The following is a 15,989-nucleotide window of genomic DNA, read 5'->3' as shown; positions in this document are numbered from 1 at the left end:
GAAATTTTGAAATTACCAATTTTATATGATTTTACATATGTAAAAGTCCATTTTAATTGAATTTTTTATTAACTGTGTCATAAGGAGTATTCTAATTCGTCTAATAAGTGAAATCGAAGACGGGGGACGGTGTTATGTCAAAAAGTAGCTTAATTATATCCGAATGGTTTCATCAATATAGCAATGACGTTTACAACTATCTAGTTTATTATACCGGGTCTACAGATGTAGAAGATTTGGTCCAAGAGGTTTTTATTAAAGTTATAAAGGGGTTGAAATCATATAAAGGAGAATCTAGTCCAAAAACTTGGATATTCAGTATTGCACGTAATGTTGCCATTGATGATGCGAGAAAAAGAAACAAAAAAAGAAATCTATCATTGGACGAACAAATGATCACCGCTGATGAGGATTCACCAGAAAAAATCTTTTTGCAAAATGAAGAAAAAAAAGCATTATATCATGCAATTCAAATGTTAAAAAGTAATTACCGCGAAGTGGTTTTACTAAGAGGTATTAAGGAAATGACGGTTTCAGAAACTTCCGAAATTCTTAATTGGAAAGAAGAGAAAGTGAGAAGTACTTATTCCAGGGCACTGAAGTCACTGAGAAAGCTACAAGGTGGGGATTTAAATGACGAACTCTAATCAAAAAGATATGGAACAACAGCTCCGTGACTTACCATCCTTTCAGTTGAATAAATCAAGTCAAGATAATATTCACAAACAGTTAATTAAAACCGTTATTCATTATGAACAGAAGGAAAGGAAAGCAAACATAATTAAAAAATTATTTGCTAGTTTTGCTGGTGTAGTCGCATTTTCCTTAGTCATATTTTTCACTTTTACAATGATTGATGGGCACTTTTTAAATGGCAATACAGATACTAAGAATCATGGGGCCAATCAGGGTCCAGATAAAACACAAAATCCTCCTATAAAAAACACGACTGAATTTAATGCCGAAAAAGCGAAGGAATTAACGACCCAATACCAGCAATTATTTAATTCTTTAGCAGAAGAAGCTAAAGAAAATAATGACAAAATCACATCCTTTGCTTCTAAAGCTGAAATTCAACAATCTTTTACTGGAGTTTTGACAGAAGAATTTGCAGCTTCCATCGTTGACTCTTATTTTACGGAGAAAGACGGGAATGTATTTATCATTCCAAAGACTGGTCCAGCTTGGTTATTAGACGAAGACTTTACTGTTACGAAAGTAGAGGATGATCATTATATAGTTACACAGGAACAAGATACCCTCACCTATGGCCATGCCTTAGTAACGTATCACTTTAAATATGTTGATGATAATTGGCTAATTAGTAAAGTGGAGATAACGAACCTTGATGAAAAAGAGATCGTAAGGGAAACTGCACAAGAAATTATGGAAGACATTGATAAATTAGATATGGTGAAGCTATCGGATTATGTCCATTCTGAGAAGGGTCTTTTGTTTTCACCTTATGTATTCGTAAACAAAGAATCTGTCGTTTTTCAAAAGGATGAAATTAGTGAGTTATTAAATAACAAAAACAAATACTTGTGGGGATATTACGACGGAAATGGGGATCCGATCGAGCTTACAACAAGTGAATATTTCGCAAAATTCCTTTCTGCTGAAAAATTTTTAAAAGATGGCTTAGTATTGGTTGATGATTTAAAGGAACGCGGTAATATTAAGAACAATATTAAAGATATCTTCCCTCAATCAAAAACGGTCGAATATTTTCTAGAAGGTACCCAAGAAAATGATGGTATGGACCGGGAAAGCATTATACTCGTATTTGAAAAAGACCAAAATGGTATATGGAAGTTAGTTGCAATCGTGAATGATGGATGGACGATTTAAAATAAAAGCTACACCCAATAATTATTTATGAAGTGGGATAAGGTTTAAGCCTTGTCCCACTTTTGTAATTACCGCTAATTTTGAAATTTCACTTTCCAATAAACATTTGAGTCCAATGTTTACCAGTCTGTTCGTAACCAACTCCGATATGGGTAAAATCCTTACTTAAAATATTTTTTCTGTGTCCTTCACTATTCATCCATGCTTGTACTACTTCTTGAGGAGTTTGTTGTCCCTGTGCGATGTTTTCCCCCGCACTTTTATAAGTTACACCAAAGTCTCTCATCATATCGAATGGAGACCCGTAGGTTGGACTCGTATGTGAGAAGTAATGTTTTTGTTGCATATCTTCAGATTTTTTTTGGGCAACACCACTTAATTGGGTATCTGCTTGTAAATCAGGCAAGCCTTGTTTTCTTCGCTCTGCATTTGTTAAATCAATCACCTGTTGTGCTGACTGAGTGATACCAGTAGTTTGTTTTTTTTCTGGCTGTTTTGGTGCTGGTTTTGCTTTTGTTTCTGGTGTTGGTGCTGGCGCAGGCTTTGGTGCTGGTGCCTGTTCTGTTGTTGGTTGCTGTGTTGGTGCTTTAGCACCTTGTCTTTCCTGCTGTGTAGGTGCCTGTTGATAATTTGGTGGTGGAGCCGCTTGTCTATCTTGCCATTGTGGTTCTTGCTGAGACATCGGCGGAAAACCCAGTTGATCTTGCCACTGATTTGGCACTTGACCATAATTAATATCAGGGACTTCCACTTGGAATTGATATTCTTCTCCAGGCTCTATCGGAATAAATTCGTATTTCGCCCTTTGGGTTAAAAGCGCTTGTGTGTGAGGATAATCCTTACTAGACATCGACGTAGACATACTAGAAATGTTAAGATCCTTGTTAAGATCCTTGTTATTATCATTGTTAATATTATCTGCATTGTTACTACATGCTACAAGGCTAAGAATGATGATAGGTGTTATTAACATACTGCTTTTCTTCTTTATCAATTAAAATCCCTCCTTTGAAACGATATTCTTACATCTTTATTTTTGATTATTTTTTCAAAAAAATTACTGGTAAAAATCAGTTATTTGTATGAATTTTATTGCAAAAAAGTTAAAGACTAATGATGCTCAGATAAATATTCTGTTATAGAATTGTTTCATGTGACTTTAAATAAAAAAAGACACCCAAATAGGTGTCGTAAAAGTCGTTGCAGATTAGAATTATTGAAAAAATGCTCTCTAATTTACCTTTAACTTCTGTCCCACAAAAATGACATTTGGATTAGAAATATTGTTAAGCTTCTGCAACTTCGCTACCGACGTATTAAATTTCAAAGCAAGCTCACTTAAGGTATCACCCTTTTTTACAACATAAACGTCAGTATTTTGTGATTTTTTATGTTGTACCGGCTGTATCGTTGTCAGATCTGAATACCCTATATTTAAATCTACTGGTTCACTTATGCCATTCACTCGACCATTGTCCGTGTATTGCCAAATAGAACAAGGAATACCTGGACCCCTACTTTCATCTTTATACCATGCTAACCATATTGGAACGTCTATTTTATTTATATAATTTTCAAGGTAGTTTTTATTGACATAGAGAGCAACCTTTTTACCAGATTGTTTTTCCACATAATCTAAAAACGTTTTTGCTGCATTAGTCAATTGCTTTTTACTTAAATTAGCACTATTTGTTTCAAGATCTAATGCAAGAGGACCACTTAAGTTAAAAGCTTTTGTTACTTCCAGAAAATGCTTTGCTTCATTAATTGCATCGTTTTCGGAGGTTATATGTGAAAAATGATACGCACCTACACCTTTAGGAAAGTTTTGAGCTAACGCATTTTTTGCATTTTCCTTAAATTTCGGGTCAGTATAGCCAACCCCTTCTGTCGCTTTAATGAATACAAAATCGATTCCATCATTTCTTACCTTTTTCCAATCTATTTCCCCCTGCCAGTGGCTAACATCAATTCCTTTATAAGTACCCATGTGAATCATTCCTTTCTATATATCTTATATAGCCCCTCTCAGAAGGTACTGAAATTTTTCAGCATTTTTATGAAAGCAACACGCTATAACCTATATCAGACTTAGAGGGGTGTGGCTTTTTGAAGAAGAAGATATTAGCAGGAATTGGGGCATTGACCTTAAGTTTTAGCTTATTGGGATCAGCTTCGGCAGCTGGAAATGTGCAAGTGGACTTGGCTAAAGTGAGAAATGCGACAGCAAAATATCATGATGTCAAGAAAGCTATTGCAGATGGCTATATTTCAAGCGATTTTCTTGTGCCTAATATGGGTATTCATTTTGTAAAGGAAGAATTAATTGATGGAGTCGTTGACCCGTTAACTCCAGAGGTTTTAGTATATGAACCAACAAAAAATGGACTAAAATTGGTTACTGTGGAATATATGTCTATTCCACCTAATAGTTTATTCGGGCAAGAAATGGACCCTCCTCATGGTGAACTACCATATACCCTACATGCATGGATATGGGCTCCGAATCCAGAAGGCATGTTTATGCCGTTTAATCCAAGAGTGGCCAATGTAAAAGAATAAGTATTATTATTGAGAGTCGCTTATGAATTAGCGACTCTTTCAAATTTAAAAATAATATGGCATTACATGTTCTCAAAAATGGCTCTATGTATCAAATGTTCTAATAAGCGGAAGACGATGGAAAAGTTCAGAGTACCGTCCCTGCTTAAAAATATTTTTAACTGACCTAAATATGTACGGTTATTTCTCACATCTAGGTGTTTTTATATTCATTTTTTTATTAACCTTATTTCGTTATTCTATTTTTCAGTTAAGGTAAAAACTACGATAGTATTTTTCGGTTTAAAGTATTTTCCATCAAGTTCCAAGCTTCATAACAGCTTGTAGTTGTTAAATAAGGTTCAAATCCGAAGTTTAAGTACATATTGATTGCTTGATAACTCGTAGTTTGAGATGTTAGATAGGCATTTGAATGGTGACTTGCCAAAATGTTCATTGCTTCACTAAGTAATGGTTTTGACAGTTTCTTTCCTTGATATTCTGGAACCACACTTACCCAATGTATTCTACCCGATATTTCCCCACTGCCACTTAAGTCTCCATACCACGCTGTTGTTGTTGCGATTGCTTCCCCATCTTTATTCACAATGAATAGACAACGCATTGACATTTCATCAATATGTGATCCAAATTCTTTAGTGAAGTGTTCTAGAGCAGCTTGTTCATTTTTAAATTCATTTACACTCGCTTCAATTCTAGCCCAATTATGTTCGTCTCCTTTTTCAAAGAATCTAATTTTAAAGCCGTCTAGAAGTGAATACTGTGGAATGTTCAATAAATTTTTTCTCACCATTTTCAAAGGAATACTTTTCATTTAAGCCTCTCCTAACTCTACTACTTTAATTTTTTTACTACATACTATTAATTGTAAGATAATTTCAGCCTTATTAGCTCTAAAAGCTGAAAGGATAACCTTTCTACTGAATCCTTCGTTCTTTATGACACTGCATTTAAGGAATATTATACCAAAACATTTCTTCTCTTATGGTCGTCACTATGAAAATAAAATTCAACTTCAAATTTGCCGATCATCCAAAAATAATCAGGATCAATGTACGCCTGAATAAAGGTGTTCCAATTGTATCAATTTGTTTTACCACACTTTGATAGATACCCCTATGACCAAGCTTCCAAATTATTGTTCTCCACGTTTTCACCAAAGCCCAACTCTGCGCATAACCTAATTTAAGAATTTATCACTTTTCATTTTCGTTTTGAGAGGGGTTTCATTTATATGGAACTAACAGCAGCTCACTGGATGTACTTAGCAGGAACAGTGATCATTATTTTAACGATGCTGTTTCGCCAAAATGTAGTAGTACCTTCGATTCTTGTCACATTCTTAGTTGGTTGGATTTATACTGGTTCCTTTATAGCTGGCTTGCAAACCATCTTCAATGCTAGTTTAATTGCGGCTGGGGAGTTGTTTAATATTTTCCTAATCATCGCAATCATGACTGCCTTATTATACTCATTGAAAGAATTAGGTTCGGACGAACAGATGATCACACCTTTTCAGAGGGTAATGAAGAATGGCCATATATCCTTCTGGGTCATTATTTTCGTCACATATGCAATTTCCCTCTTCTTTTGGCCAACACCGGCAGTTCCATTAGTTGGTGCATTGCTTATCCCAGTTGCTATTCGCGCCGGACTTCCGCCAATTGGTGCGGCCATAGCAATTTCACTAGCTGGCCAGGGAATGGCGTTATCGTCCGATTACGTCATTCAAATTGCTCCAACCTTAACCGCAACTGCAGCTTTAGTGGACGTTGCACCAGTCGCAGATCGTGCCTTTATTTTGTCATTAATTACAGGGATTACCGCCATTGTAATTGCTTATCTCTCTCTTAGAAAAAACATTTTACAACCATCTAATCAACACCTCCAAGCATGGGAAAATAGTATTCAAAATCTGAATGAAAGCGAAAAACTTTCCGAAACGAAGCAACCTCTGAAAAGTAAATATAGTCTTCTCTTTGCCATTCTCATACCAATCACATTTTTGTTGATTATAATCTATATGGTTCTTACGAAATTCTCCGATGTTCTTCCTTCTATTGAAGGTGGTACTGGAGCAGCATTAATTGGCGGAGCATCCTTTATACTCCTTATTGCAGCTTCTATCTTTAACAATATAAAGGCATCACTAAATACGGTTAGTGACAATATCGTAAAAGGATTTGTATTCGCTTTTAAAGCAATGGGACCAGTGATACCAATAGCTGGGTTCTTCTTTATCGGCAGTGGTGAATTAGCAGCAAAAATATTTAGTATGAATGTAGAAGAAACTCCATCTTTCTTATTTGATCTTGTCCTTGCTGGGCAGCAATTCATACCTGAAAATAGCTTTATAGCAGGCTTCGGTATTCTTATAATTGGAATGATTACTGGATTGGATGGTTCAGGGTTTTCAGGTCTGCCTTTAGTTGGCTCTTTATCTGGAGCATTAGGTAGTAGTGTTGGAGTAGATGTCGCTACGCTTGGAGCCATTGGCCAAATGGGGGCAGTATGGGTAGGTGGAGGAACACCTTCACCTATAAAAAACACTCAAACATATCGAAACTATAATTTAAAGGTAAATAAGAAAAAAATAAAAAACAAAAGAGCACAACGTGTGCATGTAGTGTTGGTAGCACTCATGCACCGTCCGCCTACTCACGATAGGCAAACACTTGCTGTACCCTTATGTCTATTTTACAGTCATAGGGCTTATTTAGCAACGGTTTGCTATCACAGGCCGTTGCTTTTTTGTTTCCGAATAGGAGACGTTGAAATGGAAAATAAGTATCATTTTGGGCACTTAGAAAACTATGCAACATTTAATAGTGTGCAAGAATTGAATCTACACGTAAATGGATTTCGTGATAAAACTACAGCGACTGAATTTAAAGTACTTTGGTTCATTAGTAAGTACTCAGTAAAATTTATTGGTGCTGCTCATTTGAAATTAGAAACAATCGCTGAAGGGATTAGTATGTCTATTAAGACTGTCCAACGTGCAATCAAGTCGCTTATTGATATGGGAGCTATTCAAAAGGTAAATACAACTAGACCAATCAAAGGAGGACAAGGGGCCAATATATATCAGATCCAACCTTCTTATGACCTTGATGTCCAAGCGCAAATGTCCAAGCGTGAGGATGACGAAAAACATGATGATAGCAACGGTCAACAAAGAAAATCTGAAAAACAAACAGCTTATTCTTTAAGCAATAAATCTATTAATTCTATTAATACGTATACGGCGCAAGAGATTGATGGTGACACTCATTATAGTAAGCCGTATTCGTCATTCATAAAATCAGTTGGTTATTTCATTGATGATAGAAAAACCGCATCTAAAATGTACGGAATCTACTTAGCTCAAACAAGATATATTAAAAATTCTTTTGACAAAAACACTCTACTAGATACAGCTATTAGCGCAATACGCACTACATTTCTCACTACTAAAAAGAAAGAAATTAAATCTATAACTGGCTATTTTAATGGAATATTGGATAAAAAATTAGACTACTTATATGTGCAAGCAATGGAACAAATGTGGGATGAGGATGACAATGATAAGATGCATAGCAATAATCCATCTAACCCTATTCTTTACAATTGGTTAGATGAATAAGTTTGCAATAAAACTTCTCTTAAAAGAGAAGTGGTCTTTTTAATACTGTTATGGTCCTAGGCGATCCAGGCATAAAAGAAATATAACCTTTTTCTTTTAGTCTATCCATGTGCCCAGAAATAGTAGAAACGGATTTAAGACCTAGATCATCCATCAAATCTCTATAAGCCGGTGAATATCCATTCTTTTCAATATAATTCATAATAGCATTTAATACTTCTTTTTGTTTTGTTGTTATGTTTGGCATTTAATATCTCCCCCTAAACTACATTATTTGTATGTTGATAATTGAATCAAATTTAATTTTATATATGTTTTCTTCAAAATCTTTTAGTCGAATATGTTTGTTTATATGGTCTACATAATGAATAAATCCCTCAAGAATCCCGTTAAAACCATTTAACCAATGCGTAATAGAAACAGGGCAATGATATTCCAAAGCAGTATGTATTGTTTCGTCAAATTCATCAAATCGTGACATGTCTAATATTGGTTTTATCATTTTACCTTTGTCGAAGTGATGTGAGATTATTTGCTCTTTATGTTCTGGGAGCATCATCCTACTTGATTCCCAGCGTAAATTAAGTCCTGGAGTTAGTTTATTAACCATTATTTATAGTGCCCTCCTATTTTGACAGCTCGTTCCGATGCCTGACCAGCTGCAGTTAATGAAGATGCTCTATACAAAGCCCTTCGGCCATATTTATCCCAAATAACATCAAATGCAGAATTAAGGCTTTCCTTTAGTAGATAGTTGTCAAATAAATCAATCTGATAATTATCTGATGGTTGCAGGTTAGATAGACTGACTCCTAAACTTCGAACAGGTTCACGATCCCAAAATTCTAACAGTAATTTGTATGCAGCATTAAAAATATCTAGGTCATAATTCGTTGGTAAAGGTAATGTAACTTGACGGTGGAAGCCTGTTGGAAAGTCGAAGTCTGCACCACGTACGCCAAAGGATACTGTCACACCCATATAACCTTTCTTTCGACATCTACGGGCTACTTCAGTACATAGTTCCAGGAGGACTATTTTTATTTCTTTTAAACTTTTGTAGTCCCTGGGCAATGTCATATGATGGCCAACTGCTTTTTGTTGATTATGTGTTTTGACAGTAACTGGCGAATAATCGATACCGTTTGCAGTCTGCCAAAGCACTTCTCCATTAATGCCCCATTTCTTTTTTAATGTTGGTAGTGGGTGTTTTGCTAAACCTCCTATTGTAAAAATCCCCATACCTCGTAAGTGTCTCTCCATTTTACTACCAACTCCGAACATGTTACCTATCGGCATTTTCCAAAGTTGATCTATGTTGCTTTCATCTAATCGGAATATCCCGTCTTTGTTCTTTTTGGCAAAGTTGTCGCAAGCCATTTTAGCTAAGATTTTGTTAGGTCCTATTCCTACTCTTGAATAAACTCCCGTATCCTCCAAAATCTTTGCCTGTACCTTTTTAGCAATTTCAAACTGGTCACCAAATAGTTTCTGACTACCTGTTACATCCATAAACTGTTCATCGATACTAAAAGGTTCAACTAAATCGGTAAACTGCTCCATAATTTTTGTAATTTGAATGGAGACATCAATATATTGTTGCATGTGAGGACGGACGACTTCCACATGAGGACATTTTAATTTAGCTGACCCGAGAGTTTCTGCAGTAGTTATTCCGTATTTTTTAGCAATTGGACAAGCAGCTAAAACAATCCCACTTCGCCGTTCTGGATCTCCCGCAACTATTACGGGTTTATCTTTTAAAGAATGATCACGGACCTTCTCCACAGTAGCGTAAAAGCTTTGCATGTCTGTTAGGAATATTATTTTTTCGCCCATTATGCTCCCATCCTTTTGTGAAAAGGACCAGCTGAAAGGATGTTTTCTAATTTGAATGTACGAAATTGTCGTTTGGTGTAACAATAGGCTTTTACAGCTTTATCAGTTACAGCTAGAACCTTAATTATTCGCTGTGATAATTGGCTATCGTTATTTATATAAATAAGTTCTAACCTTTGCTCCGTACCCACAGCTCGATTAATTATCCCAATCATGACCTTTTACCTCCAAACGTATGTTTGTATTTATTATAAGCAAACATACGTTTGTATTTCAAGTGGTAAAAATTTGTTAAAATGAAAAGTACTAAATAACAGAAAATAGTGAAATATTGTCTTTTTAAAGGAGTTATTGTTGTTTATGCAGAATATAGTTTGGTGTAAAATGTGGAAAGTATAAGGAGAGAGTCATTTGCGTAATAGAATAGTAGAAGGAATCCTATCAGCAGTAATCCTTGGAGTAATAACTTTTTTTAGTAATTTAATGTTAACTGATTGGTTCATTGAAAAATCTGTTTTAACAATAGGTGATTCAGTAGAAATTGACAACGAAACATATTTATTACCAATTACAATTAATACATTTGAAAAGGAAATAAATAATCTAAGGATAGGTTTCCCAGGTGACATAAAAGGAAATCAGATAAAAGCCAACATTCCATTAGAGATTAATAAAATCGAAACTGAAAAAAATTACTCAATCATTGAACTTACCGGTCTTTCAGAATTAAAGAGCTATCAATTAACATTAATAGCAAAAAAATACATTGAGCCTAATTCAATTGTTGTGCACAAAAATGGCAATAAAATTAAAGTGAACTATTCTATTAATGATTTAAAAAGTCCAATTAAAGAACAGATTAAGTTCATTGTAATTAATAGTCTTATATATGCAGGCTTAATATTTTTAATATCGCTATACCAAGAAAAAAGACGATCAGAATTAATAAAGCAAAATGCTGAATCAATAAATTCTTTAATTCAAGGTAATAAAGAATCATTAAATAATCTAATTGAAGATCGAGAAAGACTTCAAAAGTCTCAAGAAAAAACTAATAAAGATTTGGAAAAACTTGATTTAGAATTTAAAGAAATTAATTCAAGGCATGCAAAACTAAGATTACTTTACAATGCCAAACTAAACGACTATAGCAAGGAGTTGAATTTTTGGAGAAATACTATAAGGAGAATTTTATATCAATTACCTGATGGAAAAAGTAAAGCTGAGGAGGTAATTAAATCAGTTTCTTCAGCTTTAAAAACTCAACAAACTCATGGTAATATACAGCACGATTTCGAGAATTTAAAAATCCTCTCAAAATATTTAAGCGATAATGATAAGAATGAGGGGTAGATATTATTCTATATTAACCCACCCTCGTTCTACTTAAAAAAATAAAAAGAGAAGGCTATCATATCCTTCTCTTTCCTAGTATCAATTAATTCGTAGTAATATATGCGTCATATCCTTTTTTCTTAAGTTCTTCAACAAGTTTTTCGGCGTTTTTAGGATCAGCATATGCCCCCAATTGCACTCGATGCAACTTGCTAGAATTGTCAGCTGTCTCTGTCTTAGTGGGTGGCCTGCTTACCTGTTTCTTTTTCAAGTTCAATGCTTTCGATAAGCCGTCAGCATGTCCTCGAGCAACCTTTTCCAAGAATGAAGCTTGCTTTAAAAGTGCTGCGTCATTAGCATTATCGATAAAACCTGATTCTGTCAAACAACTCTGCATCCCTGATTCCCTTACCATATGAAAGTTTGCCTCTTTCTTGCCACGGTCTTTGAATCCAGTAGTTTTAATAATTTCATCATGGAGAACATTACGCTTATTATTAGTTGCTGGCTTTGTTTTATATATACCATTATAAATAAACGATTCAAAGCCAACACCGCCTCCTGCATTAATATGAACAGAAAGTAAATAATCAGCTTTCCAAGCATTCGCCATATCAGTACGCTGTTTGAGTGTAAGTGTTTGATCTCCAGTACGGCTTAACTTAATTTCTACATCTTCATATTCATTCTTCAAGATTGATTCAATGCGTTTGGAGATTGCTAATGTTAAATCCTTTTCTTTTAATCCGTTTCCGACTGCTCCGGGATCAGTTCCACCATGACCTGGATCGATAAATATTTTAACCATTGTTTTTTCCTCCTTATAATTTTGAAATTAAAAAAAAAGCGACGATTACTCGTCACCCAGTTAAATCATTCTTTCTCTTTTCAGACCTTGCTAGCTTCGATTCAATTTCTTCTTTCACCCAATTCGTTAATTTAGATAAAAGCCATTCCGGTACCCATTCTCCCCACCCTGCTCGAATAGAATTTGCTGTCATCGATTGGATAATATGATATAGCACTCCAAAAGACAATAGACCAAAAATAATACCAGGTGCACCAAAAATCATGTCTAATAAATGCCCACCTGCCGGCAAAAGCAAAATAAAAAAAGTACGGAATATACCATCTATCCCATACTTGCTAGCATATGTTTTATCTTTTTTACTTGCCCTTGTTCCACTGATCCAATCCATTGTTGTGAAAAATAATAAAGCTGACATGGTGTACATTACGGTCTCACTGGTACCATATAGGTATTCAAACATGGGTACCAGAACGCTTCCGAGTAACCCTGCAAGTAATCGTTCAGTTGATAATAAAAATTTTTCCATCCTCTCATCTCCCTAAATTTAAAATTAAAAAGAGAAGCTCTAGTTACTGTACACTATCACCCTAAGATTCAATATGATTAGGATTCCACTTCTCCAATAATCCTTCTAAACTACCTCTTTTTCGTAGTTCATCTTCTGTTTTTTTTCTTAATTCTAGTACATCTGGAACTAGCTTTATTCCTAAAGAATTTTCCCTTGTTGCCCTCTCTCCCATTTCGCATAAATCGGCATACAGAATTTCCATTTTACATTCCTCCAATTAAGATTAAAATAGTTTCAAATTGCTCTGCTTGAGATATTTTAAGTTGTGATATTTCGTCAATATCAAATTCTTGACCATCTATTAGTTTAAAAGATGAAAAATCAGTAATTCCACGAAAAGCAAATACTTCCGAATTACCTATATATCCAATAATAGAAGTATCGGATTTAACTATTTTTTCAGCTTCGAATACCTCACCATAAGCAATTAAATTCTTCATCGTATAGCACCCCCATTATCTATTCTTTCTGCGGTTGTACCAGAGGGTTGACCTGTCCTTTTCGAGATAACACCGCCCTCAGTAGCATATAAAGCTACTTGGTTTTGACTTCCACTACTAGCCGCGGAATAGACGTGTGCGCTACGTCTTGACGATATGGCAAAGGCTTTATTACTTAAACTACAACCATGGTTTTCCACCCGACTAGCACTTGCAAAAATACCATCTCGACTAGCTGAAACGGAATCCATACAAGACATGAATAATACGCGGGCACTTGAGTCCACGCCTAAACCAAAAGCATAATCAGTATTAGTAGGGTAAAATGACGATACCGAAACGGTAGCATGACAATTTGTAACTCTTATTGCATATACTTTATAATTAATCGCTTTAGCTATATCTGTTATTTCAACATCTCCATCAAATGCGATTATTTTAAAATCATTAACTGATGATAAAAGACTTCTCATGGAACGAAATCCGTGAACTTCGATAATTCCTTGTGATGAATAATCACCAGGTAACACCCTAATTCGTACATCATGCATAATAATTTTAGGTAATTTATCAATCGCTGTCTGTATGTTTTTAAAAGCAGTATCTTTTGTTAAACCATTATTATTGTCATTACCTTTTACTGCATCGACATAATAAATGATATTTTGAGTAGTCGCTAATCCATGCACTCCGTCCTGCAATCTTTCCGCCTCATGTTCATCAAGAGCTTGATATGCGCCAACTATCCCTTCCTCGATGTTATTCATGTTACTTGCAATAATTGGTGTGCCTGCCTCGATTACAGCACCTTCAGCAGGAATAAGTGTAATTGTGCCATCTCCATTGTCTTGCATAGAAAATGTACGTGGTCTTTCAACCTCTCTGTTCTTCCATTGATTTGGTACATAAAGCATTAAATCACTTCCTCTCCACATGTATACATGCCACAATACCTAAAGTTATCAACGTTTCCACGATAATAAAAATGCAGCAAGGAAAGATTCTTATCTAACCGTGCTGCATCGTTATAATCAAACGGATCATTTGCTTTCCAGTCGAGTTTATTTGAAATCCAATCCGGAGGTGTATAGTGTTGTCGCAATATTTCTTGATTGCTCTCAATTCGGTTTAGACTATCAGCAAATTCGATATACTTGATATCTCGATTTGTAATAACTATAATCTCCGGAAGTGATTCAAAGTATGATATTAACCCAGCAATGACTTTAGTGTTATTTTCTACTCTATTTAAATCATCAAAATTATAAAAGTCATCTTTTGTCCAATCTAGTTTAGGTATAATCCACACTTTAAACACCGCCTTTCGTTACAGTTTTTCCATCCAAATAGCCTTCAAAGTTAAATTCCTGTTTAATAATACGACTTTTCTTTTTGGCTCCAAAACCATCTTCGACAAGGACCGCATCTCCACATTCTAACGCTGGATTCTGACGCCAGTTGGTATCATATAAAGCTCTAAGGTTAGATTCATTTATAATCCACTCAGCAATTTGTTGAGCGTGTTGTACTGTGTTTATAAGCGGATTTTCCAACTTTAAGGAATCCCCTGTCTTAACAGCAGAATTAATAAATGTGACTTCTTGCCCTTCTTCTGAACCATCTTCAATTACCACTACTGTCAACGATTTAATCAGCTTGTCCAGTTCAATTTGTGGCTCATTATAAGTGTTGTCGAAGTTTATATACTTAAAGTCATAGTCCTGATCAACCTCTAATGTAGTCATTCCTGTGAATGTATCGTATCCGGAAAAGTTCAAGTAACCTGTGCTTTCAGTTAAGAGTTCTAGCTGTTTTATAGTGACTACGCCAAAACGGTCTTGATATACCACGCTTCTTCCTGCTAAACCAACATACTGTAGCGCATTCCTGGAGTTTAACTTCTCTTTAAAACCACTGGTTAATATCTGCTTTAATTTAGAATCAATTTGATAATTCTTAACTCCCGCTTTTATTAATATGTCCTGTGTAAGTAAATAAAGATTCGTATTTGTAATACTGGTATACTCTTCTTGCTCCAACAATTCAAATACATCTCGAGCAGTAAAGGTAGTTGTCAATGAACCTTCATCTGATTTCCATTCGGTAAGGTAAAACATTCCCATCGGGACAAACTCATAATCATCTGACCCTTCTACAAGCTCAAGTCCAATCTCAACTGTAACCTCTTGTCGTTCTCTCAGATATTTGTATACTCCATCAGGATTCAATATATTAAAAGCTCTATCGCTGTTGTCCACAGTAAAAGTAATCTCATTGGAAGGGATGGTGTCTCCAATAACGTTCATTTCTTCGATGATGTTCATGCTAATCAATTTATTACCCTGGTATTCTTTGATAAGACCAAAATCCACTTCTGTTACTCTTGCTCTTCGATTTCCATTGGCCCATCGTTTAATGCTTATAGTGATTCGGTTATAGTTATCAAGATTATGTTCCAAGACATAAAGAGATTCTGTATTTTCAATTACTTCTTCTTTGTGGATCTGTTGGTTATTCGAGTCAAAAACATAAATGTCAAAATCTGCTGCATATTCATTTGTAGATGTATCAAAAGTAATCGTTATGCCTATAGAGCTATGAGGTTCCGAAAAATCAAATTTAATCACTTGAGATGGACTAAAACATCCATTTTCGTCACATAAATCAGAACTTACCCAGCCTACTTCGCTATTTGTTTCATTTTGCTTAGGTGGAATGCAAAAGCTACCATCCAGTCTGAAAAAGTTAGGCTCAAAGGTAGCGTATTTGTTGGTTAGATTACGTTTTTTATTGGTGATTTGAGCTTTCCTGCTTATCACAGCTTCACTAGTAACAGAGACAGTGTTATCTTCGTAAGCCTCATTGTCGAGGATTTCAAATGACACCTTTGCTGTGGTTTTCCTGCTAGGTGCATAGATTTCATCTTTAAATCGTCTACTTACTTGAATCAAATCTATA

The 15,989-nt window shown here is 35.1% G+C and carries 19 protein-coding genes; 5 read left to right on the top strand and 14 right to left on the bottom strand.

Annotated features, from left to right (window positions below; all coding sequences use genetic code 11):
• Positions 1-134 precede the first annotated feature (134 nt).
• Together MT489_RS11715 and MT489_RS11710 are read left to right on the top strand one after the other, a co-directional pair.
• Positions 135-647 (top strand): RNA polymerase sigma factor, encoded by a 513-nt coding sequence (locus MT489_RS11715; RefSeq protein ID WP_244681744.1) that lies wholly within the window; start codon positions 135-137, stop codon positions 645-647.
• Positions 634-1,851 carry a hypothetical protein gene (locus MT489_RS11710; RefSeq protein ID WP_244681743.1) on the top strand — a complete coding sequence of 406 codons (1,218 nt, stop codon included), beginning with the start codon at positions 634-636 and terminating at the stop codon, positions 1,849-1,851. The genes MT489_RS11715 and MT489_RS11710 overlap by 14 nt, the downstream gene beginning before the upstream one ends.
• Before the next feature lie 88 nt (positions 1,852-1,939).
• Here the strand turns inward: MT489_RS11710 and MT489_RS11705 are convergent, their stop codons facing one another.
• Entirely contained in the window at positions 1,940-2,824 is an 885-nt protein-coding gene (locus tag MT489_RS11705) for a CAP domain-containing protein (protein WP_244681742.1), read from the bottom strand.
• Positions 2,825-3,082: 258 nt separating this feature from the next.
• Entirely contained in the window at positions 3,083-3,841 is a 759-nt protein-coding gene (locus MT489_RS11700; RefSeq protein ID WP_244681741.1) for a GH25 family lysozyme, read from the bottom strand.
• 119 nt (positions 3,842-3,960) lie between these two features.
• Here MT489_RS11700 and MT489_RS11695 point away from each other — a divergent pair, with 119 nt between their 5' ends.
• Positions 3,961-4,413 (top strand): hypothetical protein, encoded by a 453-nt coding sequence (locus tag MT489_RS11695; RefSeq protein ID WP_244681740.1) that lies wholly within the window; start codon positions 3,961-3,963, stop codon positions 4,411-4,413.
• A gap of 262 nt (positions 4,414-4,675) precedes the next feature.
• On the opposite strand, the gene MT489_RS11690 is transcribed toward MT489_RS11695, so the two are convergent.
• A complete protein-coding gene (locus tag MT489_RS11690) occupies positions 4,676-5,227 on the bottom strand; it encodes a GNAT family N-acetyltransferase (protein ID WP_244681739.1) in 552 nt (183 codons plus the stop codon).
• A 420-nt stretch (positions 5,228-5,647) separates the two neighbouring features.
• Here MT489_RS11690 and MT489_RS11685 point away from each other — a divergent pair, with 420 nt between their 5' ends.
• Positions 5,648-8,038 (top strand): helix-turn-helix domain-containing protein, encoded by a 2,391-nt coding sequence (locus MT489_RS11685; protein WP_244681738.1) that lies wholly within the window; start codon positions 5,648-5,650, stop codon positions 8,036-8,038.
• 19 nt (positions 8,039-8,057) lie between these two features.
• Here MT489_RS11685 and MT489_RS11680 read toward each other — a convergent pair whose 3' ends face one another.
• The 4 genes from MT489_RS11680 to MT489_RS11665 are packed head-to-tail and all read right to left on the bottom strand — an operon-like array spanning position 8,058 to position 10,092.
• Positions 8,058-8,285 carry a LexA family protein gene (locus MT489_RS11680; RefSeq protein ID WP_244681737.1) on the bottom strand — a complete coding sequence of 76 codons (228 nt, stop codon included), beginning with the start codon at positions 8,283-8,285 and terminating at the stop codon, positions 8,058-8,060.
• An 18-nt stretch (positions 8,286-8,303) separates the two neighbouring features.
• Positions 8,304-8,648, bottom strand: a complete 345-nt coding sequence (locus tag MT489_RS11675) for a YolD-like family protein (protein WP_244681736.1) — start codon at positions 8,646-8,648, stop codon at positions 8,304-8,306.
• Positions 8,648-9,877 (bottom strand): DNA polymerase IV, encoded by a 1,230-nt coding sequence (locus tag MT489_RS11670; RefSeq protein ID WP_244681735.1) that lies wholly within the window; start codon positions 9,875-9,877, stop codon positions 8,648-8,650. Before MT489_RS11670 ends, MT489_RS11675 begins: the two co-directional genes overlap by 1 nt.
• A complete protein-coding gene (locus tag MT489_RS11665; RefSeq protein WP_244681734.1) occupies positions 9,877-10,092 on the bottom strand; it encodes a WYL domain-containing protein in 216 nt (71 codons plus the stop codon). The genes MT489_RS11670 and MT489_RS11665 overlap by 1 nt, the downstream gene beginning before the upstream one ends.
• A 196-nt stretch (positions 10,093-10,288) precedes the next feature.
• On the opposite strand from MT489_RS11665, the gene MT489_RS11660 reads away from it, so the two are divergent.
• A complete protein-coding gene (locus MT489_RS11660; RefSeq protein ID WP_244681733.1) occupies positions 10,289-11,230 on the top strand; it encodes a BAR domain-containing protein in 942 nt (313 codons plus the stop codon).
• 85 nt (positions 11,231-11,315) lie between these two features.
• Here MT489_RS11660 and MT489_RS11655 read toward each other — a convergent pair whose 3' ends face one another.
• The 7 genes from MT489_RS11655 to MT489_RS11625 form a co-directional block, all read right to left on the bottom strand.
• Positions 11,316-12,020, bottom strand: coding sequence for an N-acetylmuramoyl-L-alanine amidase (locus MT489_RS11655; protein WP_244681732.1), 705 nt, complete (start codon positions 12,018-12,020; stop codon positions 11,316-11,318).
• A gap of 52 nt (positions 12,021-12,072) precedes the next feature.
• Positions 12,073-12,549: a phage holin family protein gene (locus MT489_RS11650; RefSeq protein WP_244681731.1), complete on the bottom strand. Its 477-nt coding sequence runs from the start codon at positions 12,547-12,549 to the stop codon at positions 12,073-12,075.
• Positions 12,550-12,610: 61 nt separating this feature from the next.
• Positions 12,611-12,793, bottom strand: a complete 183-nt coding sequence (locus MT489_RS11645) for a hypothetical protein (RefSeq protein ID WP_244681730.1) — start codon at positions 12,791-12,793, stop codon at positions 12,611-12,613.
• A 1-nt stretch (position 12,794) separates the two neighbouring features.
• Positions 12,795-13,031: a hypothetical protein gene (locus MT489_RS11640; protein ID WP_244681729.1), complete on the bottom strand. Its 237-nt coding sequence runs from the start codon at positions 13,029-13,031 to the stop codon at positions 12,795-12,797.
• Complete coding sequence (locus MT489_RS11635) at positions 13,028-13,945, bottom strand: hypothetical protein (RefSeq protein WP_244681728.1); 918 nt, start codon at positions 13,943-13,945, stop codon at positions 13,028-13,030. Before MT489_RS11635 ends, MT489_RS11640 begins: the two co-directional genes overlap by 4 nt.
• The gene (locus MT489_RS11630) at positions 13,945-14,340 is read right to left on the bottom strand and encodes a hypothetical protein (protein WP_244681727.1); all 396 of its coding nucleotides are present in this window, start codon (positions 14,338-14,340) and stop codon (positions 13,945-13,947) included. Before MT489_RS11630 ends, MT489_RS11635 begins: the two co-directional genes overlap by 1 nt.
• Position 14,341: 1 nt before the next feature.
• Positions 14,342-15,982, bottom strand: a complete 1,641-nt coding sequence (locus MT489_RS11625) for a hypothetical protein (RefSeq protein WP_244681726.1) — start codon at positions 15,980-15,982, stop codon at positions 14,342-14,344.
• Positions 15,983-15,989 lie beyond the last annotated feature (7 nt).

This window comes from Lederbergia wuyishanensis (genome assembly GCF_022900255.1).
Classification (GTDB): Bacteria; Bacillota; Bacilli; order Bacillales; family Bacillaceae_C; genus Lederbergia; species Lederbergia wuyishanensis.
The sequence above is the reverse complement of the archived record's forward strand: the minus strand, read 5'-3'. Positions and strand labels throughout refer to the sequence as shown.

What these genes read in the sequence shown, in the direction of transcription:
- MT489_RS11680 (WP_244681737.1), bottom strand. Translation starts at nt 8,285, where the DNA reads ATGCCAAACATAACAACAAAACAAAAAGAAGTATTAAATGCTATTATG.
- MT489_RS11650 (WP_244681731.1), bottom strand. Translation starts at nt 12,549, where the DNA reads ATGGAAAAATTTTTATTATCAACTGAACGATTACTTGCAGGGTTACTC.
- MT489_RS11670 (WP_244681735.1), bottom strand. Translation starts at nt 9,877, where the DNA reads ATGGGCGAAAAAATAATATTCCTAACAGACATGCAAAGCTTTTACGCT.
- MT489_RS11705 (WP_244681742.1), bottom strand. Translation starts at nt 2,824, where the DNA reads ATGTTAATAACACCTATCATCATTCTTAGCCTTGTAGCATGTAGTAAC.
- MT489_RS11640 (WP_244681729.1), bottom strand. Translation starts at nt 13,031, where the DNA reads ATGAAGAATTTAATTGCTTATGGTGAGGTATTCGAAGCTGAAAAAATA.
- MT489_RS11690 (WP_244681739.1), bottom strand. Translation starts at nt 5,227, where the DNA reads ATGAAAAGTATTCCTTTGAAAATGGTGAGAAAAAATTTATTGAACATT.
- MT489_RS11685 (WP_244681738.1), top strand. Translation starts at nt 5,648, where the DNA reads ATGGAACTAACAGCAGCTCACTGGATGTACTTAGCAGGAACAGTGATC.
- MT489_RS11700 (WP_244681741.1), bottom strand. Translation starts at nt 3,841, where the DNA reads ATGGGTACTTATAAAGGAATTGATGTTAGCCACTGGCAGGGGGAAATA.
- MT489_RS11710 (WP_244681743.1), top strand. Translation starts at nt 634, where the DNA reads ATGACGAACTCTAATCAAAAAGATATGGAACAACAGCTCCGTGACTTA.
- MT489_RS11715 (WP_244681744.1), top strand. Translation starts at nt 135, where the DNA reads ATGTCAAAAAGTAGCTTAATTATATCCGAATGGTTTCATCAATATAGC.
- MT489_RS11665 (WP_244681734.1), bottom strand. Translation starts at nt 10,092, where the DNA reads ATGATTGGGATAATTAATCGAGCTGTGGGTACGGAGCAAAGGTTAGAA.
- MT489_RS11675 (WP_244681736.1), bottom strand. Translation starts at nt 8,648, where the DNA reads ATGGTTAATAAACTAACTCCAGGACTTAATTTACGCTGGGAATCAAGT.
- MT489_RS11635 (WP_244681728.1), bottom strand. Translation starts at nt 13,945, where the DNA reads ATGCTTTATGTACCAAATCAATGGAAGAACAGAGAGGTTGAAAGACCA.
- MT489_RS11655 (WP_244681732.1), bottom strand. Translation starts at nt 12,020, where the DNA reads ATGGTTAAAATATTTATCGATCCAGGTCATGGTGGAACTGATCCCGGA.
- MT489_RS11645 (WP_244681730.1), bottom strand. Translation starts at nt 12,793, where the DNA reads ATGGAAATTCTGTATGCCGATTTATGCGAAATGGGAGAGAGGGCAACA.